Here is a 24,274-nt window from a genome sequence, read left to right on the forward strand (position 1 = left end):
ATTACCACGGGTTCACGCCCCCTGTCCGGCCGCATCGAGCAGTTCCTCTGCATTGCGGCGTGCTGTATCCGAGATTTCCTCGCCGGAGAGCAGACGTGCAATTTCGTCTACGCGGTGTGCTCTGTCCATCGGGCTGACATCGGTGTAGCTGCGGCCGTCCCGCACGGATTTGGAAATGCGCAGGTGATGGTCGCCCATGGCGGCAATCTGCGGCAGATGGGTAACGCACAGCGTCTGCTTCTTTTTCGCAATCGCGGACAGCTTGCGGCCGATCTGCTGAGCCGCATGGCCGGAAACGCCGGTGTCGATCTCGTCAAAAATCAGCATACCAACATCTTCGCCCGCTGTCAATACGTTTTTGAGCGCCAGCATGATGCGGCTCAGCTCGCCGCCGGAGGCCACCTTGGAGAGCGGCTTTTCCGGCTCACCCGGATTGACCGAAATCTCAAACGTCACGGTGTCGCAGCCGTGCGCGGACAGCTTAGTTCCGGTACGGACCGCAACCCGCATTTTCACCTTGTCCATGTCCAGTTCACTCAGCTCGCGCACGATTTCGCTCTCCAGCTGCTTTGCAGCCTTGCGGCGCTGCTCGGTGAGTTCCGCCGCGATGCCCTTGGCTTCCGCAAGCATATCGCGGTACTGCTCCCGCAGTTCTTCCCTGCGGTCGTCCGCATTCTCGAGTGTATCCAGTTCGGCGGTTATCTTCTCGAGGTACGCAAGGATTTCCGGAATCGTACCGCCGTATTTCTGCTTCAGACGGTAGATTTCGTCCAGGCGCTGCTCGACCATCTCGCGCTCCGCCGGAGAAAAGTCCAGATTGTCCCCCTGACTTGCCACGCTGTCGCGCAAATCTGCCGCCAGCAGGCGCACTTCCTCGGCCTGCTCGGCCATGCCGTCGAAGGCATCCGACACTTCGCGCAGGCTCTCGATGGCGTTTGCCGCCTGATCGAGCAATTCACACGCACCCGCAATTTCATCGTCACCCGAGAGCGCCATACGTGCCTGCTCGAGTGCACCCGCGATCTTGCCCGCGTGATCGAAATACGCCTTGCGCTGTGCAAGCGCCTCATCCTCATCGGGTTTAAGTGCCGCCTGCTCGATTTCCTCCTTGTGGAAGGTCAGCATATCGATGCGCTGCAGGCGTTCCTGCTCGCCGGTCTCCAACGCAGTAATTTCCCGCCGTAGTGTCACCAGCGCCTGATATTTCGGGCGGTATCGCTCGAGTATCTCGGCACAGCCTGCGTAGCCGTCCAGATATTCGATGTGATGCGCTTCATCGAGCAGCTTCTGGCCGTCATTCTGACCGTGAATGTCGATCAGGTACGGCGCCAGCTGCCGCAGGACAGCCGCACTGGCCGGCTTCATATTCACGCGGCAGGTGCTCTTGCCGTCTGCGGAAATCTGCCGCTGAACGTACAGCGTGTCCGGCTCGTCACCGGAAAGTGCAAGCTCGTCAAGCAGTTCGCGCAGAGCACGCGGCAGATCGGTGAATACCGCGCTGACAAAGCCCTTCTGCGCACCCGAGCGCACTAAGTCGCGGCTGACGCGCTTGCCGAGCAGCGCACCGATCGAATCAATAACGATACTCTTGCCCGCGCCGGTCTCGCCGGAAAGCACGGTCAAACCCTTATCAAGTTCGATGTCTGCACGTTCGATGACCGCTATATTTTCAATGTGGAGTAATTGCAGCATTGCCGCCTTATCCCTCGCTTACTTTAGAATGTCTCTTGCCTGTTTGCAGAACTTTTGCGCGCTGTCGTTATCGCGCATAACGGCGAATACGGTATCGTCGCCGCCAAGCGTGCCGACCACATCGGGTGCGCGCATGGCATCAATCGCCATTGCCGCCGCCTGACCCAGACCGGGCAGTGTTTTAATGACGACCATGTTCTGCGCCGCATCAATATCCGTGACGCATTCACGGAAAATGTTGCGCAGACGCGTGGTGAAGCTATCCGCCGCACCGGCGTTCGAGGAGGTATACTTGTACTTGCCGGTCTCCGAGGAGAGCGTCTTGATAAGCCGCAGCTCCTTGATATCGCGCGAAATGGTCGCCTGTGTGGTGTTGTAGCCGAGTGCCCGCAGATGTGCGGTCAAATCCTCCTGCGTTTCAATCTCAAACCGGTCGATGAGATCGAGGATTTTTGCCTGTCGTTGAAACTTCATCGTTCGCGTTTTCCTCTCTTATAGCAGCGCCGCTCACAGCTTCTGCTGTAAAATTCGATAAAAACTATTGCCTTTCAGACGAATCAGCCGCGTCTGCAGGTCGGAACGGGTGATAATGACCCGATCATCCGGCCGCACGGCAAAGCCCTGTCCGCCGTCTGCCGAAATGAACACCTCACTGCCGCCCTCACAGGCTGCGGTGATGGATACGCTGCGCTCGGGCGCAAACACGAACGACTTTGCCGCCAGTGCGTGCGCACAGATGGGAATAACAGCGATGTTTTCCGCGCTCGGCTCAATGACCGGGCCGCCTGCCGACAGACCGTAGGCCGTTGAGCCGGTCGGCGTTGCCGCGATCACGCCGTCACCGTTAAAGCGGGTGACCTCCTCGTTGTCCGCCGAAATGCCGACGCGCACCACGCGGAACGCGGTGCCCTTTGCGATAACAATATCATTGAGCGCGTCGTTCTCATACACGATACGCCCGCCGCGCTGCACAGCAACATGCAGCATCATGCGGCTGTCCAGTGAAAATTCACCGGTGAACAGCTTTTCCATTTTGGGCAGCTCAGCCGGTTCCAGTTCGGTCATAAACCCGACATGACCCACGTTGATGCCGAGCAGCGGCAGCTGATTCTTCGCCGCCTCTCGTGCCAGACGGAGCATGGTTCCGTCTCCGCCAAGCACGACCGCCATATCCGCAAACTGCACGGCGTCCTCGGTTTTCATGTAATCCGCGTCCTCAATGATGGGCGGCACGACCCGCATCTGCTTGGGCAGCATAAGCCGCACGCCGTCACGCCGCAGCTGATCGCACACCGGCTGCAGGATATCGCGCGCGCTGTCCTTGCGCAGATTGGGATAGATGAAAACGTTCTTCATCATGCCTTTGCGTCCAGTTCCTCATGTGCCTGACGGACAACGTCTGCCAGATCCGGAATGTGCTCCTCGCCCTGCTTTGCCAGATAGCCGAGAAATTCAATGTTGCCCTCTGGTCCCTTGATGGGAGAAAACGTCACATCAAGCACTTTAAAGCCTGCCGCATGCGCGTTTTCCACATAATTCTGCAGCACCTCAAGGTGAATCTCCGGCTCACGGACAACGCCCTTTTTGCCGACCTTGCCCTTGCCGGCCTCAAACTGCGGCTTGATGAGGTTGGCAACATGGCCGTCCTCGGTCAGCAGGCTGGAAACGACCGGCAGTACCAGCTTGAGGGAAATAAACGACACGTCGATGACGCAGAACGACGGCGTTTCCTCCAGCATATCCGGCGTTACATAGCGGATATTGGTGCGCTCCATGCACTTGACACGCGGATCCTGACGCAGACTCCACGCCAGCTGGCCATAGCCGACGTCGATGGAATACACCTTGCGCGCACCGCGGCGCAGCAGGCAGTCGGTAAAGCCGCCGGTCGATGCACCAACGTCCATCACGACCAGATCGGTCGGGTCGATGTTAAAGTAGTTGAGCGCCTTCTCGATCTTCTTGCCGCCGCGGGACACAAATGCGTTCTCGTTGCCGCGAACCTCCAGTTCGGCGTTTTCGTCAACCATATCGCCTGCTTTGCCCGCCTTCTGGCCTGCAATGTAAACGATTCCCTCCATAATCGCAGTCTTTGCACGCTCCCGCGAGGGACAAAGACCCTTTTCAAACAGCAATACGTCCAGTCTCTTCTTAGCCAACGCTGTTCTCCTTCCCATTCCGATTTTTCATGATATATGCCGCAATGCCCTCGGCATCAATGCCGCAGTGACGGTACAGCTCGTTTACGCCGCCGTGCGGCAGAAAGCGGTTGCCGGTATTCAGAAGATCGGTACGCTCGCTGCGGTGCGCGGCAAGCCACTCGCCGACGCTGCCGTTCGGCACAACGTCCTCCGCAACGACACACCAGCCGCCGAGTTTTTCCTTCTCCTCGGCATACGCCTGTTCCAGTCCGCTGCCGATTTCATTTACCTTGTAAACCTGTGCGCGGATGCCCTCGTGCATGAGGATTTCCGCGGCGTCGATCGCCTGATTGACCATAATGCCGTGTGTGACGATCGTCACCTCGCTGCCGGATTGCTCGTGTACGCACACGAGCGGCTGCGCCGACAGCTCCCTGCGGTACGCGCCTTCGCTGCCGCGCGGGTAACGGATAGCGACCGGTCCGGTCTCCCTGTAAATCGCACGGGACAGCATGGCTCGGAGTTCCGCAAAGTCGGACGGACAGAAAATCTTCACGCCCGGGACAGACCGCAGGAACGCGATATCCAGCACACCGTTATGCGTTGCGCCGTCCGCGCCGACAATGCCCGCGCGGTCCACGCACAGGACAACGTGCAGACCTTCGATTGCAATATCGTGAACGATCTGGTCATAAGCGCGCTGCAGGAAGGTCGAGTAAATGGCCGCTACCGGCACCAGTCCCTGTGCCGCCATACCAGCCGCCATACCGATGGCGTGCTCCTCGGCGATGCCGACATCGAAAAAGCGTTCCGGGAATTTCTCCGCAAAGCGGGTCAGTCCCGTGCCGGACGGCATAGCTGCCGTGATCGCACAAATGCGGTTATCCTTCTCAGCGAGTGCGCAAAGCTCCTTGCCGAAGAACGCAGAAAAATCCTCTTTCTTCGCGGCAAGCGGTGCGCCTGTTACGCGGTCGAACTTGGAAACGCCGTGGTATTTCTCCGGATACTGCTCACTCGGGGCATAGCCTCTGCCCTTCTGTGTCATAACATGCAGCAGAACCGGTTTTTTCATTTTTTTCGCCAGTGCCAGGAACTCGCACACGCTCTTGAGGTCATGACCGTCCACCGGACCGAGATAGGTAAAGCCCATCTGCTCGAACAGCGAGGTCGGCAGGACAGCCCGCTTGATCTTAGCCTTGAAGCGCGAAACCGCGCGCGTGATCGTTCCGCCGCCCGGAATACGGCTGAGCCGCTCCTTGATGCGGGTTTTTGCACGCAGATATTGCGGGCTGACACGCAGGCGAGACAAATGGCGGCTAAGTCCGCCGACATTCTTGGCGATCGACATATTGTTGTCGTTGAGCACCACGAGCAACGGCTCCCGCGAGGTGCCGGCGCTGCTCAGCGCCTCATATGCCATGCCGCCGGTCAGCGCACCGTCGCCGATGACCGCGACAACGTGATATTTCTGGTTTTTAATCGTGCGTGCATGCGCCATGCCGAGCGCCACCGAAACCGAATCCGAGGCATGTCCCGTGATGCACGGGTCGGTGATGCTCTCCTCCGGCTTCATAAAGCCGCACAGGCCGCCATACTGCCGCAGCGTGTCAAAGCGATCGCGCCGACCGGTCAGGATCTTGTGGACATAGCACTGATGGCCTACATCGTAGATGATGCGGTCGCGTGAGGAGTCGAACTCGCGCTCGAGTGCGACAGCCAGCTCTACAATGCCCAGATTGGACGCCAAATGACCGCCGGTCTGCGACACCGAGTCCACAATGAACTCGCGCAGCGCAGCGCACAGCACGCCGAGTGTGTCGTACGACAGTCCGCGCAAATCGGCAGGACTGCTTATATTGTCTAAAATTCCGTATCGTTTCTGCTTCATCAATATCCCCACCTTTGGAAAGGCAGTTTATCTGTATTTATATCGTTACTTTCGGTTATCCAGCTTGAGCGGCAGAACGGACAGCACGCGTCCGCAGAGCGCCAGCACCTTGCTGCTGCACATCACCGCGATTCCCTTGCCGGCTGCCTTGCCGCCGATGGTCAGTGCCGAAACCAGACCGGTAATCAGCAGAGATACCACAACCTTGAGTCCCGCACTCACGCCCGAGGTGATATGTGCAACAATGAGCGCTCCGGTCGCACCGGAGATAATGCCGCAGATATCGCCCACCACATCGTTGCAGATGCTGGAAACCTTCTCTGCGTTTCGCACCATCCAGACCGCCTCGCGCGCGCCGCGCACACGGTGGGCCGCCATCGAGTGAAATTCCTTCTCGGTCGCCGAGGTGGATGCTACGCCGATCATGTCAAACACAATGCCGAGCGCAATGAAGATCAGCAGCACAGCAAAGGACAGAATCGTGCCCGCACTGGCCAATGCTTCGTTCGAGATATAGGACATGACAACGCTCAGCGCAAAGCTGATGACAGTGATCAAGCCGACCCATGCGGTATTAACAGCCTTGGGCTTTTGCGGCGGTTTTTTCTTTTGTTTGTCGGTCGTATCCACTGAAGATAACTCCTTCACCGATTTTTGCCCCGGATTTATTCCATAATAGCAGAAAATTGCGGCAAACCGCAAATTCCGCCGCCGGAGCGTCTATCATAAGCCGCAAATACGGCTTTTCTTTTATAAGGTAAGTGACGGCAGACCGAGTAAATCTTGCGGCTTGAGGTTCGGTTGGTTTTCCCCGCGGACTGCCTCGCGTCGCCGTCAAGGGGGTTTCCCATTAAAGTCCGTGCCGAGATGTTACCATGTTCGGGACCGAATTGCCACTGAGTCCGCACTGCAATCCACGGTCTGCCTCGTTAGAATAGCCTAGGTGATTTCCACTACAGTCAAAACGATTCTTAGCCTCTTTTGCAGACATGGTTTCAAAAGTCAATTCCCGCGGCGTTCCTGGCCGGGAAACCGCAGGCGGATACCTTATTCACCATGGCCACTCAAGGCAGGCTACACTGCACACAGCACTTTGGTCCTTACGTCGGTGATCAATCCTTTGTAACTTCCGCTGCACCGCATTGCAGGTTTCATCCCGTGCCGTTGGACGTCCATCAATCTCTTATGAAATGCTATAGGCATCCGACAGTCACGGGTCTCCACGGCAAGAGGGTCGGTACTTCATGCCATTGAAGCGCGCCCTCAAGCCTTAACCTCCAGCATCCACCCCAAACTGGGCGTAAGAAGCAAACACCAGAGACTTCATCGATATGCCCGTCTACGGATTTTTAGGCCCGTCTTGGGAATCGCATGAACTGACTAGGATACTACGTCACTTATCTGTTATATTAACACAGAACGCATAAATATTCAAGAAATGTGTGTAAATTTTATGTGAATGTGTGTCTTACCTGGTGCGGCCGGTCAGGCTGCGCGCCAGTTCGACGAGGAACGCATGACCGTCCAGCGGTTTTACCGCGTCCACCGTTTCCTCGGTCAGCTTTGCCGCAAGCTCTCGGCATTCCTCCAGACCGAGCAGCGATGGAAATGTGGATTTCTCACTGGCCGCGTCCTTGCCGATGGATTTTCCGAGTGTTGCGGCATCTCCCTCAATATCGAGGATATCGTCCTCAATCTGGAACGCCAGGCCCAGCTTTTCGCCGTAAGCGCGTGCCCGAGTGAGGGTGTCCTCGTCAGTCGCACCGGCAGCCGCACAGCCGAGTTCACACGCCGCACGGAGCAGGCACCCGGTCTTCAGCTTCTGCAGCAGACGCAGCTCGTCGAGCGAGATTTTGCGGTGCTCGGCGCCCATATCGAGCACCTGACCGCCGATCATGCCATTCATGCCCGCGTTTTCGCCCAGAATACGAATGCAGCGCACAATGGTCTCCGCCGGAACATCCTTTGCCGCCGAAGCCGTCTCAAAAGCCGCCGTCAGCAGTCCGTCACCCGCGAGGACCGCCGTCGCTTCATCGAAAGCCTTGTGGCAGGTCGGTCTGCCGCGGCGCAAGTCGTCGTTGTCCATACACGGAAGGTCATCGTGGATGAGTGAGTAGGTATGGATCATCTCAAGCGCACACGCGAACGGCAGCGCCTTCTCGATATCGCCGCCGCACAGGCGGCAGAATTCCAGCACGATCACCGGGCGCAGGCGCTTGCCGCCTGCCATCGCGGAGTACTTTGCAGCCTCGAAAATGCGGTCGTAGCCCTCGCTGGTCTCCCGCGAGAGGTATTTCTCCAGTGCAGGTTCAATGAGCGCAATATCTGCCTTTAACTGCTCGGAAAACGTCATTTTGCTTCCTCCTCTGCCGCAAACGGCTGCTCTGTGAGTTCACCCTGCATGTTCTCCTGCATGACGGTGACCTTCTGCTCGGCCTTGTCCAGCAGCTTGCCGAGGGACGCGGACAGTCTGGTGCCCTCCTCGAACAGCTTCATGCTTTCGTTCAGCGGCGCTTCACCGCGCTCGAGCAGCCGCACGATCTCTTCCAGACGTGCCATCTGGCTTTCAAATGTTCTTTCCGCCATGTTACTTGTCCTCCTCGATATCGGTCACGCGGCAGTCAGCCGCACCTTTTGCGAATTGAATATGCAGAGTGTCTCCCTGCTTGAGCGCCGCTGCATCGGTTACGACCGTGTGCTTGACACCCTTGGTCGCTACTGCGTAGCCGCGTCCCAGAACGCGCAGCGGACTCATTGCGTCGAGTGTCGCTACGGTCTGTGCAAACCGCAGTTTACGGCGATGCAGGCCGCTTTGTCCTGCCGCGAGCAGGCGCTGCTGCAGTCCGTTCAGTCGGTTGCGCTCGGTCTCCAGCCGTACCGGAACCGCCGAAAGCAGGCGTTCCCCGGTCTGTGTCAGCAGCAGGCGTTTTTCCTCGATGTATTTCATCGGTGTGCGGTTCGACAGCCGCTCCTGCAGACCGTCCAGCAGCTTTCTCTGCTGCTCTGCCCTGCGGTGCGCCGCCGTGTGCAGACGTGCATCCAGTGTGCGTAAGTTCAGCGCGTACTCGGCTCTGTCAGGCACGGCAAGCTCCGCCGCACCGGACGGCGTAGGCGCACGAAGATCGGCAACAAAGTCCGCAATCGTGAAATCCGGCTCATGACCGACCGCGGAAATCACCGGAATCTCGGAGGCAAAAATCGCCCGGGCAGTCACTTCCTCATTGAATGCCCACAAATCCTCCATCGAGCCGCCGCCTCGGCCGCACAGAATGACATCTGCTTCGCCGATGGCGTTCGCCAGAGCGATTGCGCGTGCAATGCTCTCCGCCGCGCCCTGTCCCTGCACCTGCGCCGGATAGAGCACAACCTTGGCCATTGGCCAGCGCCTGCCGAGAATGCGGATCATGTCGCGCACCGCCGCGCCGGTCGGCGAGGTCACGAGCGCGATACTGTCCGGACAGGACGGGATGGGCTTCTTATACCGCTCGGAGAACAGGCCTTCCGCCTGCAATTTCGCCTTGAGCTGCTCAAACGCAAGGTTGAGCGCACCTGCACCGTCCGGAATGATCTCGGACACATAAAGCTGCACCGCGCCTGTGCGCGGGAACGAGCTGACGCGCGCCTTGACGATGACCTTCATGCCGTTCTGCAGACGGAATTTCAGCCGCATCGCATCCGAACGGAACATGACCGCATTGATGGCCGCGTTTTCGTCCTTGAGCGTCATGTAGTGGTGCCCGGACGAATGCGCCTTGTAGTTCGAGATTTCGCCCTGCACCATTAACCCGCGGTAGCCGGGGACCGCATCGAGCAAGTCCTTTATTTCATTGTTTAATTGAGATACTGTGTAGATCGTTGCCATTCCAACAAGTTAGGAGTGAGGAGGAAGGAGTGAGGAGTTTGGTTCATTTTCCATTCTCCATTTTCAATTCTCCATTTCTGCTTCCTAACTCCTACCTCCTATCTGTTACAGAGTTTTGCCGCCAGCACTGCCACGCCCACTGCGTTATCTCCAGAGAGCGTTGGCTCCGCAAAGGAGACCTCCCCGCCGAACCGCTTATTCATGCGGGCACGGATGATCTGGCTGGCCATGACGCCGCCGGCGCATAAAATCGGGCAATGATACTGCTCGCGCGCCTGCTCGGTGGCTTTGATAACGGCATTTGCCACGGTCTCGAGTGCAAAACGCGCCATCTGCTTCGGTTCGGCGGTCTTGAATTTATTCTCTACCTGATTCTGCATACCGGAGAGCGAGAATTTACACTCGTTTACCTTGGGTTTGAAACCCTTTTCCGGCTCGGCGGTGAGCGCCAGCGCGTCCAGTGCGCCGCCGGACGGGAACGGCAGACCGAGCAGATTTCCCGCGCGATCGAGCAGCTGACCGGCTGCAAGGTCGGTCGTGCCGCCGATGCAGGTGCAGTCCGGCAGGCCGTCCGCGCCGCACTTCACATGCAGCAGCTCACTCGTGCCGCCGGACAGGTGCCACGCCAGGAATTCGCCGTCAAGCAAATCCAGCTTGCCAGCCGACAGCGCCGCTGCCGCGATATGTCCCTGCTGATGGGAAACGGTAAAAAGCGGCACGGAAAGCAAATGCGCCGCGCTCCGCGCGACGCTCTCTCCTGCCAGAAAACACGGCATATACGAGCCTTCCACCGCGCGGGGACGGGTGCTGACGCCGATGGCGCGCACCTCTCCCTGCGGCAGAGCCTCGATTTTTTCATGCAGACGCACGGTATGCTGGAACAGCGCATCCGACTGGCGCAGACCGATCGCGCCTTCCGGCACGGTCAGCAGTCCGCCGCGGTTGACCCACTCACCGGTCTCGGCGTTATAAATCGCCGCTGACGTGCGATAGTTGGACGTATCAATTCCCAGAAAGCGCTCAGGCATTGGTGCTCTCCTGCTTTTCCTGCGGGAACTCTGCACGGGCGGCAGAGCCGAGCACGCCGTTGATGAAGGAAGCCGCATCCTCGGTGTCGTACTTCTTCGCCAGCTCAACGGCCTCGTTGATGGCTACGCCGACCGGAACGTCGTCTACATCGCGCATCTCAAAGAGCGCCAGACGCAGTACCGCGATGGTCATGTGGGACAAACGGTTGAGCGACCAGCCCTTGGAATTGGCCTCGATAATGGTATCGAGCACCGGCAGGTCGTTCGCCACACCCTTTACCACCGCGCGGATATACGCGGTCTGTTCCTCGCTCAGCTTGCCCTCATACAGTGCGATATCGCCGCTGATGGACTTCATGATTTCCTCATCCAGTCGCTCGTTCAGATTTTCTTCTTCAAACTGCTGGAACCCCATCTCAAAAATCAGGTGCAGCGCAATTTCTCTTGCTTTTGTTCTGCTCATCACACACATGCGGCAGGACCTCCTATATTCTACGCAAATTTTGCCTATTATTCAGTATAACTATTTTATCCTATTTTCGGGCAAAACGCAAGGCGGTATTCCATATTTCATAAAACCGGACAACAAAAAACAGGCACAGCCGCAACCATGCCTGTTTTGCTTATGTTACTCGGCGTCTGCCGTCTCCGCCGGAGTTTCGGTCTCGGACGGTGCCGGCTCGGCCTTTTCCTCAGCCGAAGCGGACGGCTTGAATGTCACGCCGCCGACATGCACGTTGATCTCGACAACGCGCAGACCGGTCATGGACTCGATCGAGGACTTGACGTTCTCCTGCACTTCCTTTGCCACATCGCAGATGTTGTAGCCGAACAGTGCGAGGAAACCGATCTCTACCTTAACGGTATCATCGTCGCCGAGTTCGATACGAACGCCCTTGGACAAATTCTTTTTACTGATAAAGCCGACAATGTCGCTCGTCAGGCTGGAATACAAACCGCTGACACCCTTGGTTTCCGAGGCCGACAGTGCTGCGATAGACGCAACAACATCCTCAGAGATACGGATAGAGCCCTGATCGCTTTCGGTGGACCAGTACTCCTTGTGATCTGCCATAGTGCTCACTCTCCTTTTTTGAGACAATCCCATCATCCGGTATTGTCTAAGAGCATTATAGCACAGTTTGTGTAAAAAGCAAAGTAAAAATACACGATGTTCATTAAGACGCTTCCACGATTTTGATCTGCCCCGCTGTCATGCCGGTCTCCGAGATAACGATATCGCGGATAACAGCCACGTCCTCAGCCTGCAGACCACCGTCCGGCGGCGCTACCACGATATTCGCGCTGCTGTCACCGAGCATCACAACTGCGTCCTCGTAGCCTTTGGCGCGAATCAGGCTCTCGATGTTGGCTTCGGCCACCGTGTCATCCGCCAGTGCGGAAATCTGTGCCGCCGCGTCGTCTTTTGCGCTCTGGTCTGCGGTGTCGCTCTCACTGAGTTCCTTGAGTGTGCTCACCGCTTCGTCTCGCGCCTGCGTGCGCGTCAGCCGCGAGGACGCAAAGTAATCGCTCTCACCGGCGGCACTGTCCGCCGAGGTATCGGTCTGCGTATCCGCCTGTGCGTCGGTCTGCTGCGCCGCAAGAAGGTCCTCCGGCGTGTCAACGTAGCTCCAGTTCAGGTAAGCCGCTGCGCACAGCAGCAGCGCGATCACACCGTAGACCGCTCCGCGTTTTTTGATCTTCTTCATCTGCCTGCCCTCCTAACGAATTGGTATACCTTATGTATCGGATTTCATTTTCAGAACCGTAACTTTGTCTGCGCCGATGCCGCACACCGTGCTCACCGCCTGTGTGACGGACAGCCGAACGGATGCGTCATCCGCGCCATCGCACAGCACGACCGCACCGCGGAATACCGGCAGAACGCGCTTGACCGTCACGGGCGTTTCGCCGCAGCTGCCGTTCGAGACCACGCTCACATCGCTTTCCCGGCTGCGGCTGTCACTCCCGCTTGTCTGGCGGGTGTTGACCGCGTAGACCGATTCCTCGGTCTGATCGAGCGACAGCATGAGCTCCACACGTCCGGCGCCGGAAATCCCCGAAAGCCTCGTCTCCAGTTCCTGTTGAAAATCGTTCAGGTCGAACGACTGCGAAACCGTTGTATCCGCACTTGTGGTCTGCACCTGCTCCGTGTTTCCGCTGTGCCCCGAGGTGAGCAGCAGCACGCCCGCGAGCAATACCGCCAGTACGGCCCGGTATTTCTTCAAAACCGGCAGGATTTTCTCCTTGACGGCAGTTAAGTTTTCGTTATCCGGCAGTTTCATCTTGCGATCAGCTCCTGTCGTTCTGCGGGTACGCCGCATTCCTTGGTCAGCAGACTTTGCAGCTCGGACAGGCGATTCGCCGCTGTACTGTCGTAGTACACGGTCACTTTATCGACCTGCAGCAAGCCGTCCGCGTCATTTGCCATCTCCACATTCACCGTGCACGGAATACCGGCTTCCTCCGCACGCTGCTGCACCGCCTTCGCAATGCTCGCCGCGACCGTGCTCATCGTGGTCTGCATGTTGCGCGCCTGCATTTCGTCTAAGTCGCTCTGCGAGACGCTGCTCTGCCAGTTCCACGACAGCAAGTGCAGTCCCGCCAGCGGCTGCAGGAGCGCCAGCAGCATGAGCAGACCGGCGGCTGTCCGCACAACCTCTTTTAAGGCTCCGCCGCCTGCCAGCTTGAGCGCCACCGCAGACGCGGCTCCCGCGATCGTCACGCGCAGTAATATTGTTTGCAGTAATTCAGTCATATCGGTTTCACCATCGCCACCATATACACGAGTTCGAGGAATAAAATCATACAGCAGGTGCTCAGCATGCCGAGCAGCAGACCAAAGCCGGTGCCCACGTTTTCGAGGAACCGCTTCATGCCGTCCGAGCACAGCGGCGAGAGTACAGCAGCCCCCGCCTTGTAGCACAAATAGCTTGCTCCCGCCCGAACGAACGGCACAAAGCAGATAGCCGCTACACACAGCATCCCGAAAATGCCGATTGAGCCGCGCAGCAGAGCCGCACCGGACAGCATGGTTTCGGTCGCGTCCGAAATCACACCGCCGACCACCGGAACCGCACCGGACACCGCAAGTTTCGCGGTCTTGAGCGTCATGCGGTCCACGTTGCCGGAAACACCGCCCGCTATCGCAAGATATGCGGTGAACAGCGTTAAAATGAGTTTAAGTACACCCGAGGTCAGGGATTTTATGCCGTCTGCGATGCCGCGCAGCATGCCGTTGCCTGCCGCGGCATCCACCGCCGTGATAGCAAGATACGCGCACGCCGCCGGAACAAGCAGGGCGTTCACCAGCCGTATCACAAGATCAAACACCACCATGGTCGCCGCCTGTAAAACCGTTGCGGTCGCCGTGTTGCCGCCGGTCGCAAGTACAGTGGCGAGCACCGGCTGGAGCGTGCCCGAAAACACGCCGATCTGGTCGAGCGTGTCGCGGCAGAGCGACAGCACACCCGTGAAATCCCGCAGTAGCACTGCCGCACAGCCGAGTGCCGCCGCCATGTCGATCCAATCGTTGGCCTCTCCGCCCGCCGCCGCAGAAAAGCCGCGCGCCGCCGAGGCCAGCAGCACAATCACGGCTACGCGCAACAGTCCGCCAAGTGCAGTCCGAATCGCACTTTGGCTGTCCGAGGTCATGTTTTCCAGCACGCGGGAGACCGAATCCGACAGCGTGTCCGCGTTTTCCGGCGATACGCCGTCAAGGTATTGCCGCGCACTGTTCGGCATAGCGTCAGTCAGGCTGCTGCCGCCGACTGACTGCACCTGTTCCTCACTCACAGCCGCATGCGCGAACGGCAGGAACAGCAGGAGCACGAGAATGGCATTCAGCGCCAGTTTGCGTTTGCTCATACCGCCCACTCCGTAATAAGGTCGAGCACCTGCTCGAAAAGCGGCAGGCACACGGAAAGCGTCAGGACAGCGCCTGCAATCTCCATCTTGGCGGCAAGCGCGGATTGACCGGCGTCCCGGCAAAGCGCGGCTGCGATCCGCACCACGACCGCCACACCGACTGCCTTGCACACCGGCAGATACAGCGCGGAATCCAAGCCGCACTGCGAGAACAGACCGGAAAACCGCTGCGCCGCGCTTCCGGCTGCGCTGAACACCCGCAAAAGCAGGATCACGCCTGCCGTCAGCACCAGCAGAAACGCGATAGCGGGCGCGTCCTTTTTCAGCACCAGTGACAGCGTGAGCGCCGCAAGGACAATGCCGCAAATCAAGCCTAATTCCATCGTCAAAACCCAAATACATTTTTCATCATGGTGAACAGGCGGTCGATTTCCTGAACAATCAGCATCAAAACGACAATTAAACCCGCGAGTGTCGTCATCAGCGCCTGCTCCTCCCTGCCCGAGCGGGAGAGCAGCTGTCCGAGCACCGCCACTAAAATTCCTACCGCCGCAATGCGGAAAATCAGATCAACATCCATCGTTTTCCTCCGCTTAGATCAGCACCAGAATCACCAGCAGACCGAGCGCAATGCCGCAGGTCCGGTACAGATTTCCCCGATTTGCCAAATCCTCCTGCGCTGCCTCCCGCGAGGCCGCCAGCCGCCGCTCCACCTGCGACAGTCCGGTCAGTTGCTCGTCCGCATCGTAGCGGCCTAAGTAGTTTGCGGCGTCGCACAGAATATCGCACTCCTGCGCGCCAAGTCCGACCTGTGCGCGGCAGTCCCGCAAGGTGCTGCGCCACAGGTAGCCGAGCGACAGACCGTTCTGCTCCCGCAGGCGGCGCTGCAGCGTGCGAAAGACTTTGCGGATAATCGGCTGCTCGTTTTCCGTCAGCAGACCGACAATTTCCGGCATAGGTGTCCGTCTTCCGGAAATCTCGCTGCGGATAAGACCGAGCGCAAGCAGCATGGCGTCTGCCGCCGCCACTCTGCGCCGCAGATTTTGCCGCGCGGACAGTCCGAGCGCCGCACATGAGCCGAACACCATCACCGAACCGATTAGCTTTAACATTTCGTCTCCTCCCATCGTTCCATGCGGTAGACCCGCTGTCCGTCCCGTTTTTCGATAATAACCGCTTGATGAAATGCGCCGAGCGCGAGCAGCTCACGGTAGATCGGCCGCTGCCGCAGATCATCCAGCCCGGCCGCGTGTGCACACGCAATCACTGCCGTTCCGCAGTGCGTGCAGAGCGATACCGCCTTTGCGTCCTCAGGCGCAGTAATTTCATCAAGAGCGAGCAGGGCAGGCGACATGGTTTTGAGCAGCATGACCGCCGCCTGCCATTTCGAGCAGCCTTCCATCACATCCGTGCAGCGCCCGACCGCAAGCTGCGGTACACCGTCCGCAAGAGCGGCAATCTCGCTGCGCTCGTCCGCAATCGCAGCAGTGAAACCGCGGTCGGAGAAGTAGCGCACCCACTCTCTCAGCAAGGTCGTTTTGCCATATCCCGGCGGTGACAGGAGCAAGGCAGACTGCGGCTCGTCCGTTCCTATCCAACGGGCAATCTGCGCCTGTAAATCCTCAGCTTGATGTGCAATGCGCAGGTTGATTGAACTCAGGCCGCGCACCCCAAGAACGTGGCCGTCCTCTTCGGCGGCTGTGCCGCAGATGCCCAGCCGATGCCCGCCGGATAAAGTCAGAAAGCCGTGCCGCAGACTGTCTGCATAACTATGCACAGAATACTGCGCGGCGCGGCTGAGCATCTCGCGCAGCTCCGCCGATGTGACCGCCTCAAGCGGGATCGGCCGCTCTCCGACGGCGGTTTTCGCCGCAGGCGGCTGTCCCGCGCGAAAGCGTAATTCCTCGATGTCCTCCAGCCTGTCCAGCCGCTCCAGCTGCGCCCGCCGTATCGGCGGCAGGCACGAAATCGCCTGCCGGAAGGCCGCTTTTCGTTTGTCCATTTTCATCACCACTATAGACTATGCCGCAGATTACTAAAGTAGAAGAGTAACTTGAGAATTGAGGATGGAAAAGGAATGTTGTGATTGACCATTATCCTTCATTGCCAATCTGTATTGCAGGGCAGGATGACCTCATCCCGCCCTGCGGTGGCTCATTGCGCATCCGCTTGACGTGCGGAAGGCCAGGGACTTGTCAGAATACATGAAAATTTATGCATTTTTTCATCGAACCATGTCAAATCAGTCATTGACAACTCGCCCGGCCAGCGATATAATAAACACAAATATTGCACAAAGCGATGACAGAGGAAAGTAATCGTTCCACGTGCGGCTTTCAGGGAGTGTCCGGCATGACTGGAAACGGACGCAGACGCCGGTACGATGAAGTTCCCTCCTGAGCTGCGGCGCTGAACCCTATCGAATTAGGCGCTGACGGATTTCCTCCGTTACAGGGATAGGATATATTTGTATCCGAAAAAGTGCGGCATTGTTATGCCGAATGTGGGTGGTACCGCGGAACCGTTTGTCTTTCGTCCCTCTTTGTGGATGAAGGGCTTTTTTTATACCCATTCTGCCGTGACAAACAGCAAATACCACCTATATAAAGGAGATACACAACATGATCATCATTATGAAGCAGGGCACGACCCATGAGCACGTTGAGGAGCTGTCCCAGCATATCGAGCGCTGGAACGTAAAGGCAAACCCGATCTACGGCGAGGACACCATCGTTATCGGTCTGGTCGGCGACACCGGTGCTGTTGACAAGGACGCCCTGATGCTCGACCCGCAGGTTGAGAACATTATCAAGGTGCAGGAGCCGTTCAAGCTGGCAAACCGCAAGTTCCATCCGGACAACTCTGTCGTTGAGATTGCACCGGGCGTTGTTGTCGGCGGCAAGAAGCTGGTCGTTATGGCCGGCCCGTGCTCGGTCGAGAGCGAGGAGCAGATCATCGACGTGGCGAAGCATGTGCAGGCAGACGGCGCTACCGTTCTCCGCGGCGGTGCATGGAAGCCGCGTTCTTCCCCGTACTCCTTCCAGGGTCTGAAGGCTGAGGGTCTGGACTTGCTGCACAAGGCGCATGAGGCAACCGGTCTGCCGGTTGTCACCGAGATCACCAATCCGGCGCACATCGACATCTTCATGGACAAGTGCGACTGCTTCCAGGTCGGCGCACGCAATATGCAGAACTTCGAGCTGCTGAAAGAACTCGGCCAGACCCGCAAGCCGATCCTGCTCAAGCGCGGCTTCGCAAACACCATGGAGGAATTCCTGATGAGCGCCGAGTACATCATGGCGGGCGGCAACGAGAACGTTATCCTCTGCGAGCGCGGCATTCGCACCTACGAGAAGTACACCCGCAACACGCTTGATATTTCCGCCGTTCCGGTGCTCAAGCGCATGAGCCATCTGCCGGTCGTCGTTGATCCGTCCCATGCAGGCGGCATTTACTGGATGGTCGAGCCGCTGGCAAAGGCTGCTGTTGCAGCCGGCGCAGACGGTCTGATGATTGAGGTTCACAACGATCCTGCACATGCTCTGTCCGACGGTGCACAGTCGCTGACCTACGATTCGTTCCACCACACCATGAACGCACTGCGCGCTGTTGCAGCGGCAGTTGACAGAGAAATCTGATACGCATTATAATGTAAGATAGCCGGAGGTCGGTGTTCCACCGACCTCCTTCGCAAATATAAAGGATAACGGCAATTACTAATTCCCCATTCCTAATTACTAATTCAACCAAAAGGGTGTTGTAAAAATGGCAGAAACGCTGAGTCTGACGGGCGCGAACGGCGTGTCCGAAATTCATATCGAAACCGGATTGCTGGACCATGCGGGCACGGTAATCCTCGAAACCTTTTCGCCCAGCCGCGTGCATATCGTGTCGGATTCAACGGTAGCGCCGCTGTATCTCGAGAAGCTGGAAAAGCAGTTCTCCCTGCCGGTGACGCACACGGTCATTCCCGCCGGTGAGGAGCACAAGCAGCTTTCCACGGTTGAAGGTATTTACCATGATCTGCTGACCGCCGGCATGACCCGCAAGGATTTGATTATCGCGCTCGGCGGCGGTGTTGTCGGCGACATCACCGGCTTTGCGGCGGCGACCTTCCTGCGCGGCGTATCACTGTGCCAGATTCCGACCACGCTGCTCGCGCAGGTGGATTCCTCGGTTGGCGGCAAGACCGGCGTTGATCTGCCCGAGGGTAAAAACCTCGTCGGCGCGTTCTATCAGCCGCGACTCGTGCTCATCGACCCGAACGTGCTCGCTTCCCTGCCGGACAGCACCTTTGCAGACGGCATGGCCGAGGTCATCAAGTACGGCTACATTTCCAACCGGGAAATCCTGACGATGGTTTCTCAGCCGGACTACAAGACGAATATTGAAAATATCATTTACGAGTGCGTAAAGATCAAGCGTGATGTGGTTGCCATCGACGAGCACGACACCGGTCTGCGCATGATACTGAACTTTGGACACACCATCGGCCACGCGGCAGAAAAGCTGGGCAACTACACCGACCTCACCCACGGTCAGGCGGTGGCGATCGGCATGGTAGCAGCGATGCGGCTGTCCGCTCTGCTGGGCAACGAGGATTTGACAGCGCCGCTCATCGACCTGTTGAAGCACATCGGTCTGCCGACCGAGCTGAACTACGACCGCGAGTCCATCTTTAATGCTCTGCTGTCGGACAAAAAGAAATTCGGTGCAACGGTCAACTTTATCCTCGTGCGCGAAGCCGGTCGGGCGGAAATTACGCCGATTGACGCAGAAAAGCTGCACGAATACGTTCTGAAGCTGTAAGGAGGGAGAAACATGGGTTCTACCTGGGGCAATGCAATTAAAATTTCCATTTTCGGTGAATCGCATGGCACGGGCATCGGCGTTGTGATAGACGGATTCCCGTCCGGTGTGGCATATGACGAGGCGTTTGTCCTGCGCGAGATGGAGCGCCGCGCACCGGGCCGCAACAAGCAGTCCACCGCACGCAAGGAGCCGGACAAGCCGGAGGTGCAGTCCGGTATCTACAACGGCAAAACGACCGGCACGCCCATCTGTGCCGTCATCCGCAATACCAATCAGCGCTCGAACGACTACGCCGAACTGGCGGCACAACCGCGTCCCGGTCACGCGGACTACACGGGTATGCTGCGCTACGATTCCTGCAACGACCCGCGCGGCGGCGGCCATTTCTCCGGCCGGCTGACAGCTCCGCTGGTGTTTGCCGGTGCGCTGTGCAAGCTGTGGCTCAAGGAGCAGGGTGTGACGGTCGGTTCGCACATCCAGTCCATCGCACAGATTCAGGATATGCCGTTTGATGATGTAGAAGTCACCGCCGAGCAGCTGGATACGCTGCGGAACGCTGAATACCCGGTCAACAACCCGCGTGCACTCGAGGCCATGCTGGCCGCTATCGAGGAAGCGCGTGAGGAGCAGGATTCGGTCGGCGGCGTCATCGAGTGCGCAGCGGTCGGCCTGCCGGCCGGTATCGGCAGTCCGATGCTCGACAGCGTGGAGAGCCGCCTGTCCTCTATCCTGTTCGGCGTGCCCGCTGTCAAGGGCGTGGAGTTCGGCGCAGGCTTTGCCTTCGCTGCTCTGCGCGGCTCGCACGCAAACGACCCGTTTTATGAGGAAAACGGGGTTGTCAAGACCGAAACCAACAACAACGGCGGCATCCTCGGCGGCATCACGAGCGGCATGCCGCTCATCGTACGCGCGTGCATCAAGCCTACGCCGTCCATCGGCATGGTGCAGGATACGCTCAACATCCGCACCGGCAAGGTCGAGCCGCTGTCCATCCACGGTCGCCACGATCCGTGCATCGTCACCCGCGCCGCGCCGGTGGTCGAGGCCGCCTGTGCCGTTGCACTGGCAGATCTTCTGAGGGAGGCGAAGGGTTATCATGCGTGAACTTTCCGAAATCCGTCAGGATATCAACCGCGTTGACTCCGCTATCCGAGAGCTGTTCCTGCTGCGTATGTCGCTGGCTCTCGAGGTCGCAAAGACCAAGGCCCAGTCGGATGATAAAATCTACAAGCCCGACCGTGAAGCGGAAATCGTTGAGAAGCGCTCCGCCGGTATGGAGGAGGAGCTGCAGCTCAAGTATGTTTCCCTTCTGCAGAGCATGATCCGTGCAAGCCGCGAGTATCAGTACAGCGAAATTCTGCGTCAGGCGCCGGAAAAGTTTCCGTTTAAGCCGAGCGAATCGCTTATCGAGCCGAAAACCGTGTTCTATCAGGGCGTTCCGGGTGCGTATCAGGAGCTGGCCGCGCGTGCGCTGTTCCCGAACTGCGAACCGCACAACGTACCCACCTGGGAGCAGGTTTTCCAGTCCGTCCGCGACGGCAAGGCCGATATCGGCGTTGTGCCGGTCGAGAACACAACCGCAGGCACGGTCAGCGAAGTCTATGACCTCCTGCTCGACTACGACCTGTACATCAACCGCTCGTACATCAAGAAAATCTCGCACTGTCTGGCAGCGGTGCCTGGCACAAAGCTCGAGGATGTCAAGCGTGTCTGCTCGCATCCGCATGCGCTGCCGCAGTGTCACAGCTTCATTTCCGAGCACGATCTGGAGGCCATCGAGGTGGCAAACACCGCCATTGCGGCCCAGAACGTGCAGAAAAAGGGCGACAAGAGCCTTGCTGCCATCTGCTCACAGGAGGCGGCTGTGCGCTACGGTCTCGATATTCTCGCCGAGGGCATCAACGACATGCAGCACAACGAAACACGCTTTATCGCCGTCAGCAGAACGCTGACCTGCCAGCCCGAGGATAACCGCATCGAGATCGCGTTCCACATCCCGAACGCGTCCGGTACGCTCATCACCGTGCTGGACACCATCGCGCACTACGGCATCGACATGACCGAAATCCACTCGCGTCCGCTCAAGGACAGCCCGTGGTGCTATGTGTTCTATGTCGATTTCACCGGCAACATGCGCGACCATGCGGTGCAGTCCCTGCTGTATCAGCTTCATGAGGAGCTTCCCTATATCAAAGTAATCGGCAGCTATTGCGTGCCTAACGAATAAAAGGAGTACAAACCCATGCAAATTCAACCCTGCGGCCCTTTGCGCGGTGAAATTACCGTGCCGGGCGACAAATCCATCTCGCACCGTGCCGTTATGCTCGGCGCACTTGCCAACGGCACCACCCATATCACCGGCTTTCTGATGGGCGAGGACTGCCTGTCCACCATTGACTGCTTCCGCAAGATGGGTGTCGAGATTAACATCACCGACGACGAGGTTATCGTGGAAGGCGTTGGTCTGCACGGTCTCGAAGCGCCGTCAGAAGCGCTGTACACCGGCAACTCCGGCACGACCACCCGCCTGCTGTGTGGCATTCTGGCCGGTCAGCCGTTCACCGTTACCATGAGCGGCGACCCGTCCATCCAGAAGCGCCCGATGGGCCGCGTAATGAAGCCGCTGCGTGAAATGGGCGCGTCCATTGAGGGCAAGAACGACAATTTCTGCCCGCTGACCCTGTACCCGAGCGAGCTGCACGGCATCGAATACCGTCTGCCGGTGGCATCCGCTCAGCTCAAGAGCGCCATCCTGCTGGCAGGTCTGTACGCCGAGGGTCAGACAACCGTTATCGAGCCGGCTCCCTCCCGCGACCACACCGAGCGCATGTTCCGCGCACTCGGCGTTGAGATTGAGACCAACGGCAGCACCATTACGCTCGACCCGCCGGAGGATCTCCATGCGGTCGATATTGCGGTCCCGGGCGATATTTCGTCCGCGGCATTCTTCCTCGTTGCCGGTGCGATCATTCCGGGCAGTGAGCTGACGATTAAAAACGTGGGCGTCAACCCGACCCGCACGGGTATTCTTGATGTACTGCGCGACATGGGCGCGGACATCACCGAGTCGAACTTCCGCGATGAGGCCGAGCCGGTGTGCGACCTGACCGTCAAATACAGCAAGCTGCACGGCGTGGAGGTCGGCGGCGCTATCATCCCGCGTCTGATCGACGAGCTGCCGGTTATCGCGGTAGCCGCTGCATTCGCTGAGGGCGAGACCGTTATCCGCGACGCGCAGGAGCTCAAGGTCAAGGAGTCCAACCGCATTGCCGCTATGGTCACCGAGCTGACCAAGGCAGGCGTGGACGTTGAGGAGACCGACGACGGCATGATCGTTCACGGCGGTGCCAAACCGCACGGCGCATCCTTCGAGACCTATAAGGACCACCGCATTGCGATGAGCCTTGCCGTGCTCGGTCTGGCAGCCGAGGGCGCAAGCCGCATTGACAAGCCGGAGGTCGTTGCCATCTCCTACCCCGATTTCTTCAACACCCTCGAACGTCTGGGGGACTGAGTTATGCTGCTTTCCATGGACGAATTTCGCGCTTTCGAGCCGAAAAAGACCACCTATGCCCTGTTTGGCTGGCCGCTCGGCCACACGATGAGCCCGGAGCTGCACGCGCAGCTGTTCGAGGCCTCCGGTCAGGACGCGGACTACATCGGCGTTGCCGTGCCGCCCGAGGATTTACCGGAAGCGTTCGAGCTGGCCAAGCGCAAGCTCGGCGGCATCAACTGCACGATTCCGCACAAAAAGGCTGTCATCCCCCTGCTCGATGAGATTGACACTGCTGCCCGCGACCTGCACTCGGTCAACACAGTCCGCTTTGCGGACGGCAAGGCGACCGGCTTCAACACGGATATCCTCGGCTTTGCGGAGTCGCTGAACCGTGACGGCGTATCGCTCCAGGGTAAAAAGGTGCTGCTGCTCGGCTACGGCGGCGCGGCTTCCGTGATGGCATACCACTGCGTGACGCAGGGCGCATACCTAATCATCACGGGACGCAACCTCGAGAAGGCCGAAGCGCTGCAGAAGCAGCTGACCGATGCCGTTCCGGGCGCACGCATTTCCGTGTTCAGCCGCCGGCACATTCCGCGCGATATTCATATCGTGCTCAATTCCACGCCGGTGGGCATGTACCCGAAGGAAAACGCGGCTCCGCTGCATTATCTGCCGCACAAGACCGAGTATGTGTTCGATGCGATCTACAATCCTCCGGTGACCTCGACCATGAAGCTCGCCAATCCGCGCAAGACCAAAACACGCGACGGACTGTTCATGCTGGTCATGCAGGCGGCGCATGCGCAGACCATCTGGACCGGCGTGACCTTCAAGCCGCAGGCATGCGAAACCATTCTGCGCCGCACCTACGGTAAAATGGCGGTCAAGCGTCTGCACGAGAAGCATGGCAAGAAAAATCTGGTGCTGTGCGGCTTTATGGGCAGCGGCAAGACCACCATCGGCCGTAAGCTGGCGCGTCTGACCGGACTGGAATTTATTGACGCGGACATCTACCTTGAGGCGAAGGAAGGCAAGAAAATTTCCGAGATTTTCGCTGAAAAGGGCGAAGCCTATTTCCGTGACCGCGAGACCGCGTATATTAAAGAGCTGTCTCAGAGAGACGGCATCGTACTTGCGCTCGGCGGCGGCTCTGTCCTCCGTCCGGAGAATGTGGCGGCTGTCAAGGAGACCGGTCTGCTCATCTTGCTCGACACACCGTTCTACCGCATTATGAAGAACCTTTCCTATTCCACGAATCGCCCGCTGCTCAATAAGCCGGACAAGCAGGCGGAAACACACCGCCTGTACAATGCGCGCAAGGCGCTCTACCATCGAGTGGCCGATATCGCGGTGCGCAGTCCCAAGCTGTCCGAGGTTCTGGAAAAAGTAGTAAAGAGCGTATAAGGCACTGTACAAAATTGCTAAATGCGTTTATAATTAGGGACATACTGAAAAGTATGTCCCTTAGCTTGTCGAAAAAGCAAT

26 protein-coding genes and 1 other annotated feature are annotated in these 24,274 nt (G+C 58.4%); of the genes, 6 read left to right on the forward strand and 20 right to left on the reverse strand.

Annotated features, from left to right (window positions below; genetic code table 11):
* Positions 1-12: 12 nt before the first annotated feature.
* The 20 genes from recN to DWZ82_RS08650 all read right to left on the reverse strand — a co-directional run bounded on the left by recN (position 13) and on the right by DWZ82_RS08650 (position 16,480).
* On the reverse strand, positions 13-1,692 hold the full coding sequence (gene recN / locus DWZ82_RS08555; protein WP_118480196.1) for a DNA repair protein RecN: 1,680 nt from the start codon (positions 1,690-1,692) through the stop codon (positions 13-15).
* An 18-nt stretch (positions 1,693-1,710) separates the two neighbouring features.
* The gene (locus DWZ82_RS08560) at positions 1,711-2,166 is read right to left on the reverse strand and encodes an arginine repressor (RefSeq protein WP_110436711.1); all 456 of its coding nucleotides are present in this window, start codon (positions 2,164-2,166) and stop codon (positions 1,711-1,713) included.
* Between the two features lie 33 nt (positions 2,167-2,199).
* Positions 2,200-3,051, reverse strand: a complete 852-nt coding sequence (locus DWZ82_RS08565; protein ID WP_118480198.1) for an NAD(+)/NADH kinase — start codon at positions 3,049-3,051, stop codon at positions 2,200-2,202.
* Positions 3,048-3,869: a TlyA family RNA methyltransferase gene (locus tag DWZ82_RS08570; protein WP_117490678.1), complete on the reverse strand. Its 822-nt coding sequence runs from the start codon at positions 3,867-3,869 to the stop codon at positions 3,048-3,050. The genes DWZ82_RS08565 and DWZ82_RS08570 overlap by 4 nt, the downstream gene beginning before the upstream one ends.
* Positions 3,844-5,721, reverse strand: a complete 1,878-nt coding sequence (gene dxs, locus DWZ82_RS08575) for a 1-deoxy-D-xylulose-5-phosphate synthase (protein WP_118480200.1) — start codon at positions 5,719-5,721, stop codon at positions 3,844-3,846. Before dxs ends, DWZ82_RS08570 begins: the two co-directional genes overlap by 26 nt.
* 45 nt (positions 5,722-5,766) lie before the next feature.
* Positions 5,767-6,351, reverse strand: a complete 585-nt coding sequence (locus tag DWZ82_RS08580) for a hypothetical protein (RefSeq protein WP_199667434.1) — start codon at positions 6,349-6,351, stop codon at positions 5,767-5,769.
* Between the two features lie 838 nt (positions 6,352-7,189).
* Positions 7,190-8,074, reverse strand: coding sequence for a polyprenyl synthetase family protein (locus tag DWZ82_RS08585; protein ID WP_118480202.1), 885 nt, complete (start codon positions 8,072-8,074; stop codon positions 7,190-7,192).
* A complete protein-coding gene (gene xseB / locus DWZ82_RS08590; protein ID WP_117490672.1) occupies positions 8,071-8,307 on the reverse strand; it encodes an exodeoxyribonuclease VII small subunit in 237 nt (78 codons plus the stop codon). Before xseB ends, DWZ82_RS08585 begins: the two co-directional genes overlap by 4 nt.
* A gap of 1 nt (position 8,308) precedes the next feature.
* Positions 8,309-9,583 (reverse strand): exodeoxyribonuclease VII large subunit, encoded by a 1,275-nt coding sequence (gene xseA, locus DWZ82_RS08595; protein WP_118480204.1) that lies wholly within the window; start codon positions 9,581-9,583, stop codon positions 8,309-8,311.
* Between the two features lie 98 nt (positions 9,584-9,681).
* A complete protein-coding gene (locus DWZ82_RS08600; protein ID WP_110436704.1) occupies positions 9,682-10,611 on the reverse strand; it encodes a DNA-binding protein in 930 nt (309 codons plus the stop codon).
* A complete protein-coding gene (gene nusB / locus DWZ82_RS08605; protein WP_243022918.1) occupies positions 10,604-11,083 on the reverse strand; it encodes a transcription antitermination factor NusB in 480 nt (159 codons plus the stop codon). The genes DWZ82_RS08600 and nusB overlap by 8 nt, the downstream gene beginning before the upstream one ends.
* Before the next feature lie 156 nt (positions 11,084-11,239).
* Positions 11,240-11,686, reverse strand: coding sequence for an Asp23/Gls24 family envelope stress response protein (locus tag DWZ82_RS08610; RefSeq protein ID WP_110436702.1), 447 nt, complete (start codon positions 11,684-11,686; stop codon positions 11,240-11,242).
* A 103-nt stretch (positions 11,687-11,789) separates the two neighbouring features.
* Positions 11,790-12,320: a SpoIIIAH-like family protein gene (locus tag DWZ82_RS08615; protein WP_118480206.1), complete on the reverse strand. Its 531-nt coding sequence runs from the start codon at positions 12,318-12,320 to the stop codon at positions 11,790-11,792.
* A 30-nt stretch (positions 12,321-12,350) separates the two neighbouring features.
* Positions 12,351-12,896: a hypothetical protein gene (locus DWZ82_RS08620; protein ID WP_118480208.1), complete on the reverse strand. Its 546-nt coding sequence runs from the start codon at positions 12,894-12,896 to the stop codon at positions 12,351-12,353.
* Complete coding sequence (locus DWZ82_RS08625) at positions 12,893-13,369, reverse strand: stage III sporulation protein AF (protein WP_118480210.1); 477 nt, start codon at positions 13,367-13,369, stop codon at positions 12,893-12,895. Before DWZ82_RS08625 ends, DWZ82_RS08620 begins: the two co-directional genes overlap by 4 nt.
* Positions 13,366-14,478 (reverse strand): stage III sporulation protein AE, encoded by a 1,113-nt coding sequence (locus DWZ82_RS08630; RefSeq protein ID WP_118480212.1) that lies wholly within the window; start codon positions 14,476-14,478, stop codon positions 13,366-13,368. The genes DWZ82_RS08625 and DWZ82_RS08630 overlap by 4 nt, the downstream gene beginning before the upstream one ends.
* Positions 14,475-14,861 (reverse strand): SpoIIIAC/SpoIIIAD family protein, encoded by a 387-nt coding sequence (locus tag DWZ82_RS08635; RefSeq protein WP_118480214.1) that lies wholly within the window; start codon positions 14,859-14,861, stop codon positions 14,475-14,477. Before DWZ82_RS08635 ends, DWZ82_RS08630 begins: the two co-directional genes overlap by 4 nt.
* Positions 14,862-14,863: 2 nt before the next feature.
* Positions 14,864-15,058 (reverse strand): stage III sporulation protein AC, encoded by a 195-nt coding sequence (gene spoIIIAC / locus DWZ82_RS08640; RefSeq protein ID WP_110436696.1) that lies wholly within the window; start codon positions 15,056-15,058, stop codon positions 14,864-14,866.
* A 13-nt stretch (positions 15,059-15,071) separates the two neighbouring features.
* On the reverse strand, positions 15,072-15,590 hold the full coding sequence (locus DWZ82_RS08645; RefSeq protein ID WP_158575157.1) for a stage III sporulation protein AB: 519 nt from the start codon (positions 15,588-15,590) through the stop codon (positions 15,072-15,074).
* Positions 15,584-16,480, reverse strand: coding sequence for a stage III sporulation protein AB (locus DWZ82_RS08650; protein WP_118480218.1), 897 nt, complete (start codon positions 16,478-16,480; stop codon positions 15,584-15,586). Before DWZ82_RS08650 ends, DWZ82_RS08645 begins: the two co-directional genes overlap by 7 nt.
* Before the next feature lie 290 nt (positions 16,481-16,770).
* Positions 16,771-17,021 (forward strand) — a binding site (T-box leader).
* A gap of 78 nt (positions 17,022-17,099) precedes the next feature.
* Here DWZ82_RS08650 and aroF point away from each other — a divergent pair.
* The 6 genes from aroF (at position 17,100) to DWZ82_RS08680 (ending at position 24,193) form a co-directional block, all read left to right on the forward strand.
* Entirely contained in the window at positions 17,100-18,116 is a 1,017-nt protein-coding gene (aroF, locus tag DWZ82_RS08655; protein ID WP_118285978.1) for a 3-deoxy-7-phosphoheptulonate synthase, read from the forward strand.
* A gap of 127 nt (positions 18,117-18,243) precedes the next feature.
* Positions 18,244-19,287, forward strand: a complete 1,044-nt coding sequence (gene aroB / locus DWZ82_RS08660) for a 3-dehydroquinate synthase (protein ID WP_118480220.1) — start codon at positions 18,244-18,246, stop codon at positions 19,285-19,287.
* 12 nt (positions 19,288-19,299) lie between these two features.
* A complete protein-coding gene (aroC, locus tag DWZ82_RS08665; protein ID WP_118480222.1) occupies positions 19,300-20,394 on the forward strand; it encodes a chorismate synthase in 1,095 nt (364 codons plus the stop codon).
* On the forward strand, positions 20,387-21,517 hold the full coding sequence (gene pheA, locus DWZ82_RS08670; protein ID WP_118480224.1) for a prephenate dehydratase: 1,131 nt from the start codon (positions 20,387-20,389) through the stop codon (positions 21,515-21,517). The genes aroC and pheA overlap by 8 nt, the downstream gene beginning before the upstream one ends.
* A 15-nt stretch (positions 21,518-21,532) precedes the next feature.
* Positions 21,533-22,804 (forward strand): 3-phosphoshikimate 1-carboxyvinyltransferase, encoded by a 1,272-nt coding sequence (aroA, locus tag DWZ82_RS08675; RefSeq protein WP_118480226.1) that lies wholly within the window; start codon positions 21,533-21,535, stop codon positions 22,802-22,804.
* A gap of 3 nt (positions 22,805-22,807) precedes the next feature.
* A complete protein-coding gene (locus tag DWZ82_RS08680; protein ID WP_118480228.1) occupies positions 22,808-24,193 on the forward strand; it encodes a shikimate kinase in 1,386 nt (461 codons plus the stop codon).
* The last annotated feature ends 81 nt before the right edge of the window (positions 24,194-24,274 follow it).

Source organism: Butyricicoccus sp. AF35-5AC, from assembly GCF_003477715.1.
GTDB classification, from domain to species: Bacteria; Bacillota; Clostridia; order Oscillospirales; family Butyricicoccaceae; genus Agathobaculum; species Agathobaculum butyriciproducens.

Coding starts and splice junctions, on each gene's coding strand:
- recN (WP_118480196.1), bottom strand. CDS start 1,692: ATGCTGCAATTACTCCACATTGAAAATATAGCGGTCATCGAACGTGCA.
- DWZ82_RS08560 (WP_110436711.1), bottom strand. CDS start 2,166: ATGAAGTTTCAACGACAGGCAAAAATCCTCGATCTCATCGACCGGTTT.
- DWZ82_RS08565 (WP_118480198.1), bottom strand. CDS start 3,051: ATGATGAAGAACGTTTTCATCTATCCCAATCTGCGCAAGGACAGCGCG.
- DWZ82_RS08570 (WP_117490678.1), bottom strand. CDS start 3,869: ATGGGAAGGAGAACAGCGTTGGCTAAGAAGAGACTGGACGTATTGCTG.
- dxs (WP_118480200.1), bottom strand. CDS start 5,721: ATGAAGCAGAAACGATACGGAATTTTAGACAATATAAGCAGTCCTGCC.
- DWZ82_RS08585 (WP_118480202.1), bottom strand. CDS start 8,074: ATGACGTTTTCCGAGCAGTTAAAGGCAGATATTGCGCTCATTGAACCT.
- xseB (WP_117490672.1), bottom strand. CDS start 8,307: ATGGCGGAAAGAACATTTGAAAGCCAGATGGCACGTCTGGAAGAGATC.
- xseA (WP_118480204.1), bottom strand. CDS start 9,583: ATGGCAACGATCTACACAGTATCTCAATTAAACAATGAAATAAAGGAC.
- DWZ82_RS08600 (WP_110436704.1), bottom strand. CDS start 10,611: ATGCCTGAGCGCTTTCTGGGAATTGATACGTCCAACTATCGCACGTCA.
- nusB (WP_243022918.1), bottom strand. CDS start 11,083: ATGTGTGTGATGAGCAGAACAAAAGCAAGAGAAATTGCGCTGCACCTG.
- DWZ82_RS08610 (WP_110436702.1), bottom strand. CDS start 11,686: ATGGCAGATCACAAGGAGTACTGGTCCACCGAAAGCGATCAGGGCTCT.
- DWZ82_RS08615 (WP_118480206.1), bottom strand. CDS start 12,320: ATGAAGAAGATCAAAAAACGCGGAGCGGTCTACGGTGTGATCGCGCTG.
- DWZ82_RS08620 (WP_118480208.1), bottom strand. CDS start 12,896: ATGAAACTGCCGGATAACGAAAACTTAACTGCCGTCAAGGAGAAAATC.
- DWZ82_RS08625 (WP_118480210.1), bottom strand. CDS start 13,369: ATGACTGAATTACTGCAAACAATATTACTGCGCGTGACGATCGCGGGA.
- DWZ82_RS08630 (WP_118480212.1), bottom strand. CDS start 14,478: ATGAGCAAACGCAAACTGGCGCTGAATGCCATTCTCGTGCTCCTGCTG.
- DWZ82_RS08635 (WP_118480214.1), bottom strand. CDS start 14,861: ATGGAATTAGGCTTGATTTGCGGCATTGTCCTTGCGGCGCTCACGCTG.
- spoIIIAC (WP_110436696.1), bottom strand. CDS start 15,058: ATGGATGTTGATCTGATTTTCCGCATTGCGGCGGTAGGAATTTTAGTG.
- DWZ82_RS08645 (WP_158575157.1), bottom strand. CDS start 15,590: ATGTTAAAGCTAATCGGTTCGGTGATGGTGTTCGGCTCATGTGCGGCG.
- DWZ82_RS08650 (WP_118480218.1), bottom strand. CDS start 16,480: ATGGACAAACGAAAAGCGGCCTTCCGGCAGGCGATTTCGTGCCTGCCG.
- aroF (WP_118285978.1), top strand. CDS start 17,100: ATGATCATCATTATGAAGCAGGGCACGACCCATGAGCACGTTGAGGAG.
- aroB (WP_118480220.1), top strand. CDS start 18,244: ATGGCAGAAACGCTGAGTCTGACGGGCGCGAACGGCGTGTCCGAAATT.
- aroC (WP_118480222.1), top strand. CDS start 19,300: ATGGGTTCTACCTGGGGCAATGCAATTAAAATTTCCATTTTCGGTGAA.
- pheA (WP_118480224.1), top strand. CDS start 20,387: ATGCGTGAACTTTCCGAAATCCGTCAGGATATCAACCGCGTTGACTCC.
- aroA (WP_118480226.1), top strand. CDS start 21,533: ATGCAAATTCAACCCTGCGGCCCTTTGCGCGGTGAAATTACCGTGCCG.
- DWZ82_RS08680 (WP_118480228.1), top strand. CDS start 22,808: ATGCTGCTTTCCATGGACGAATTTCGCGCTTTCGAGCCGAAAAAGACC.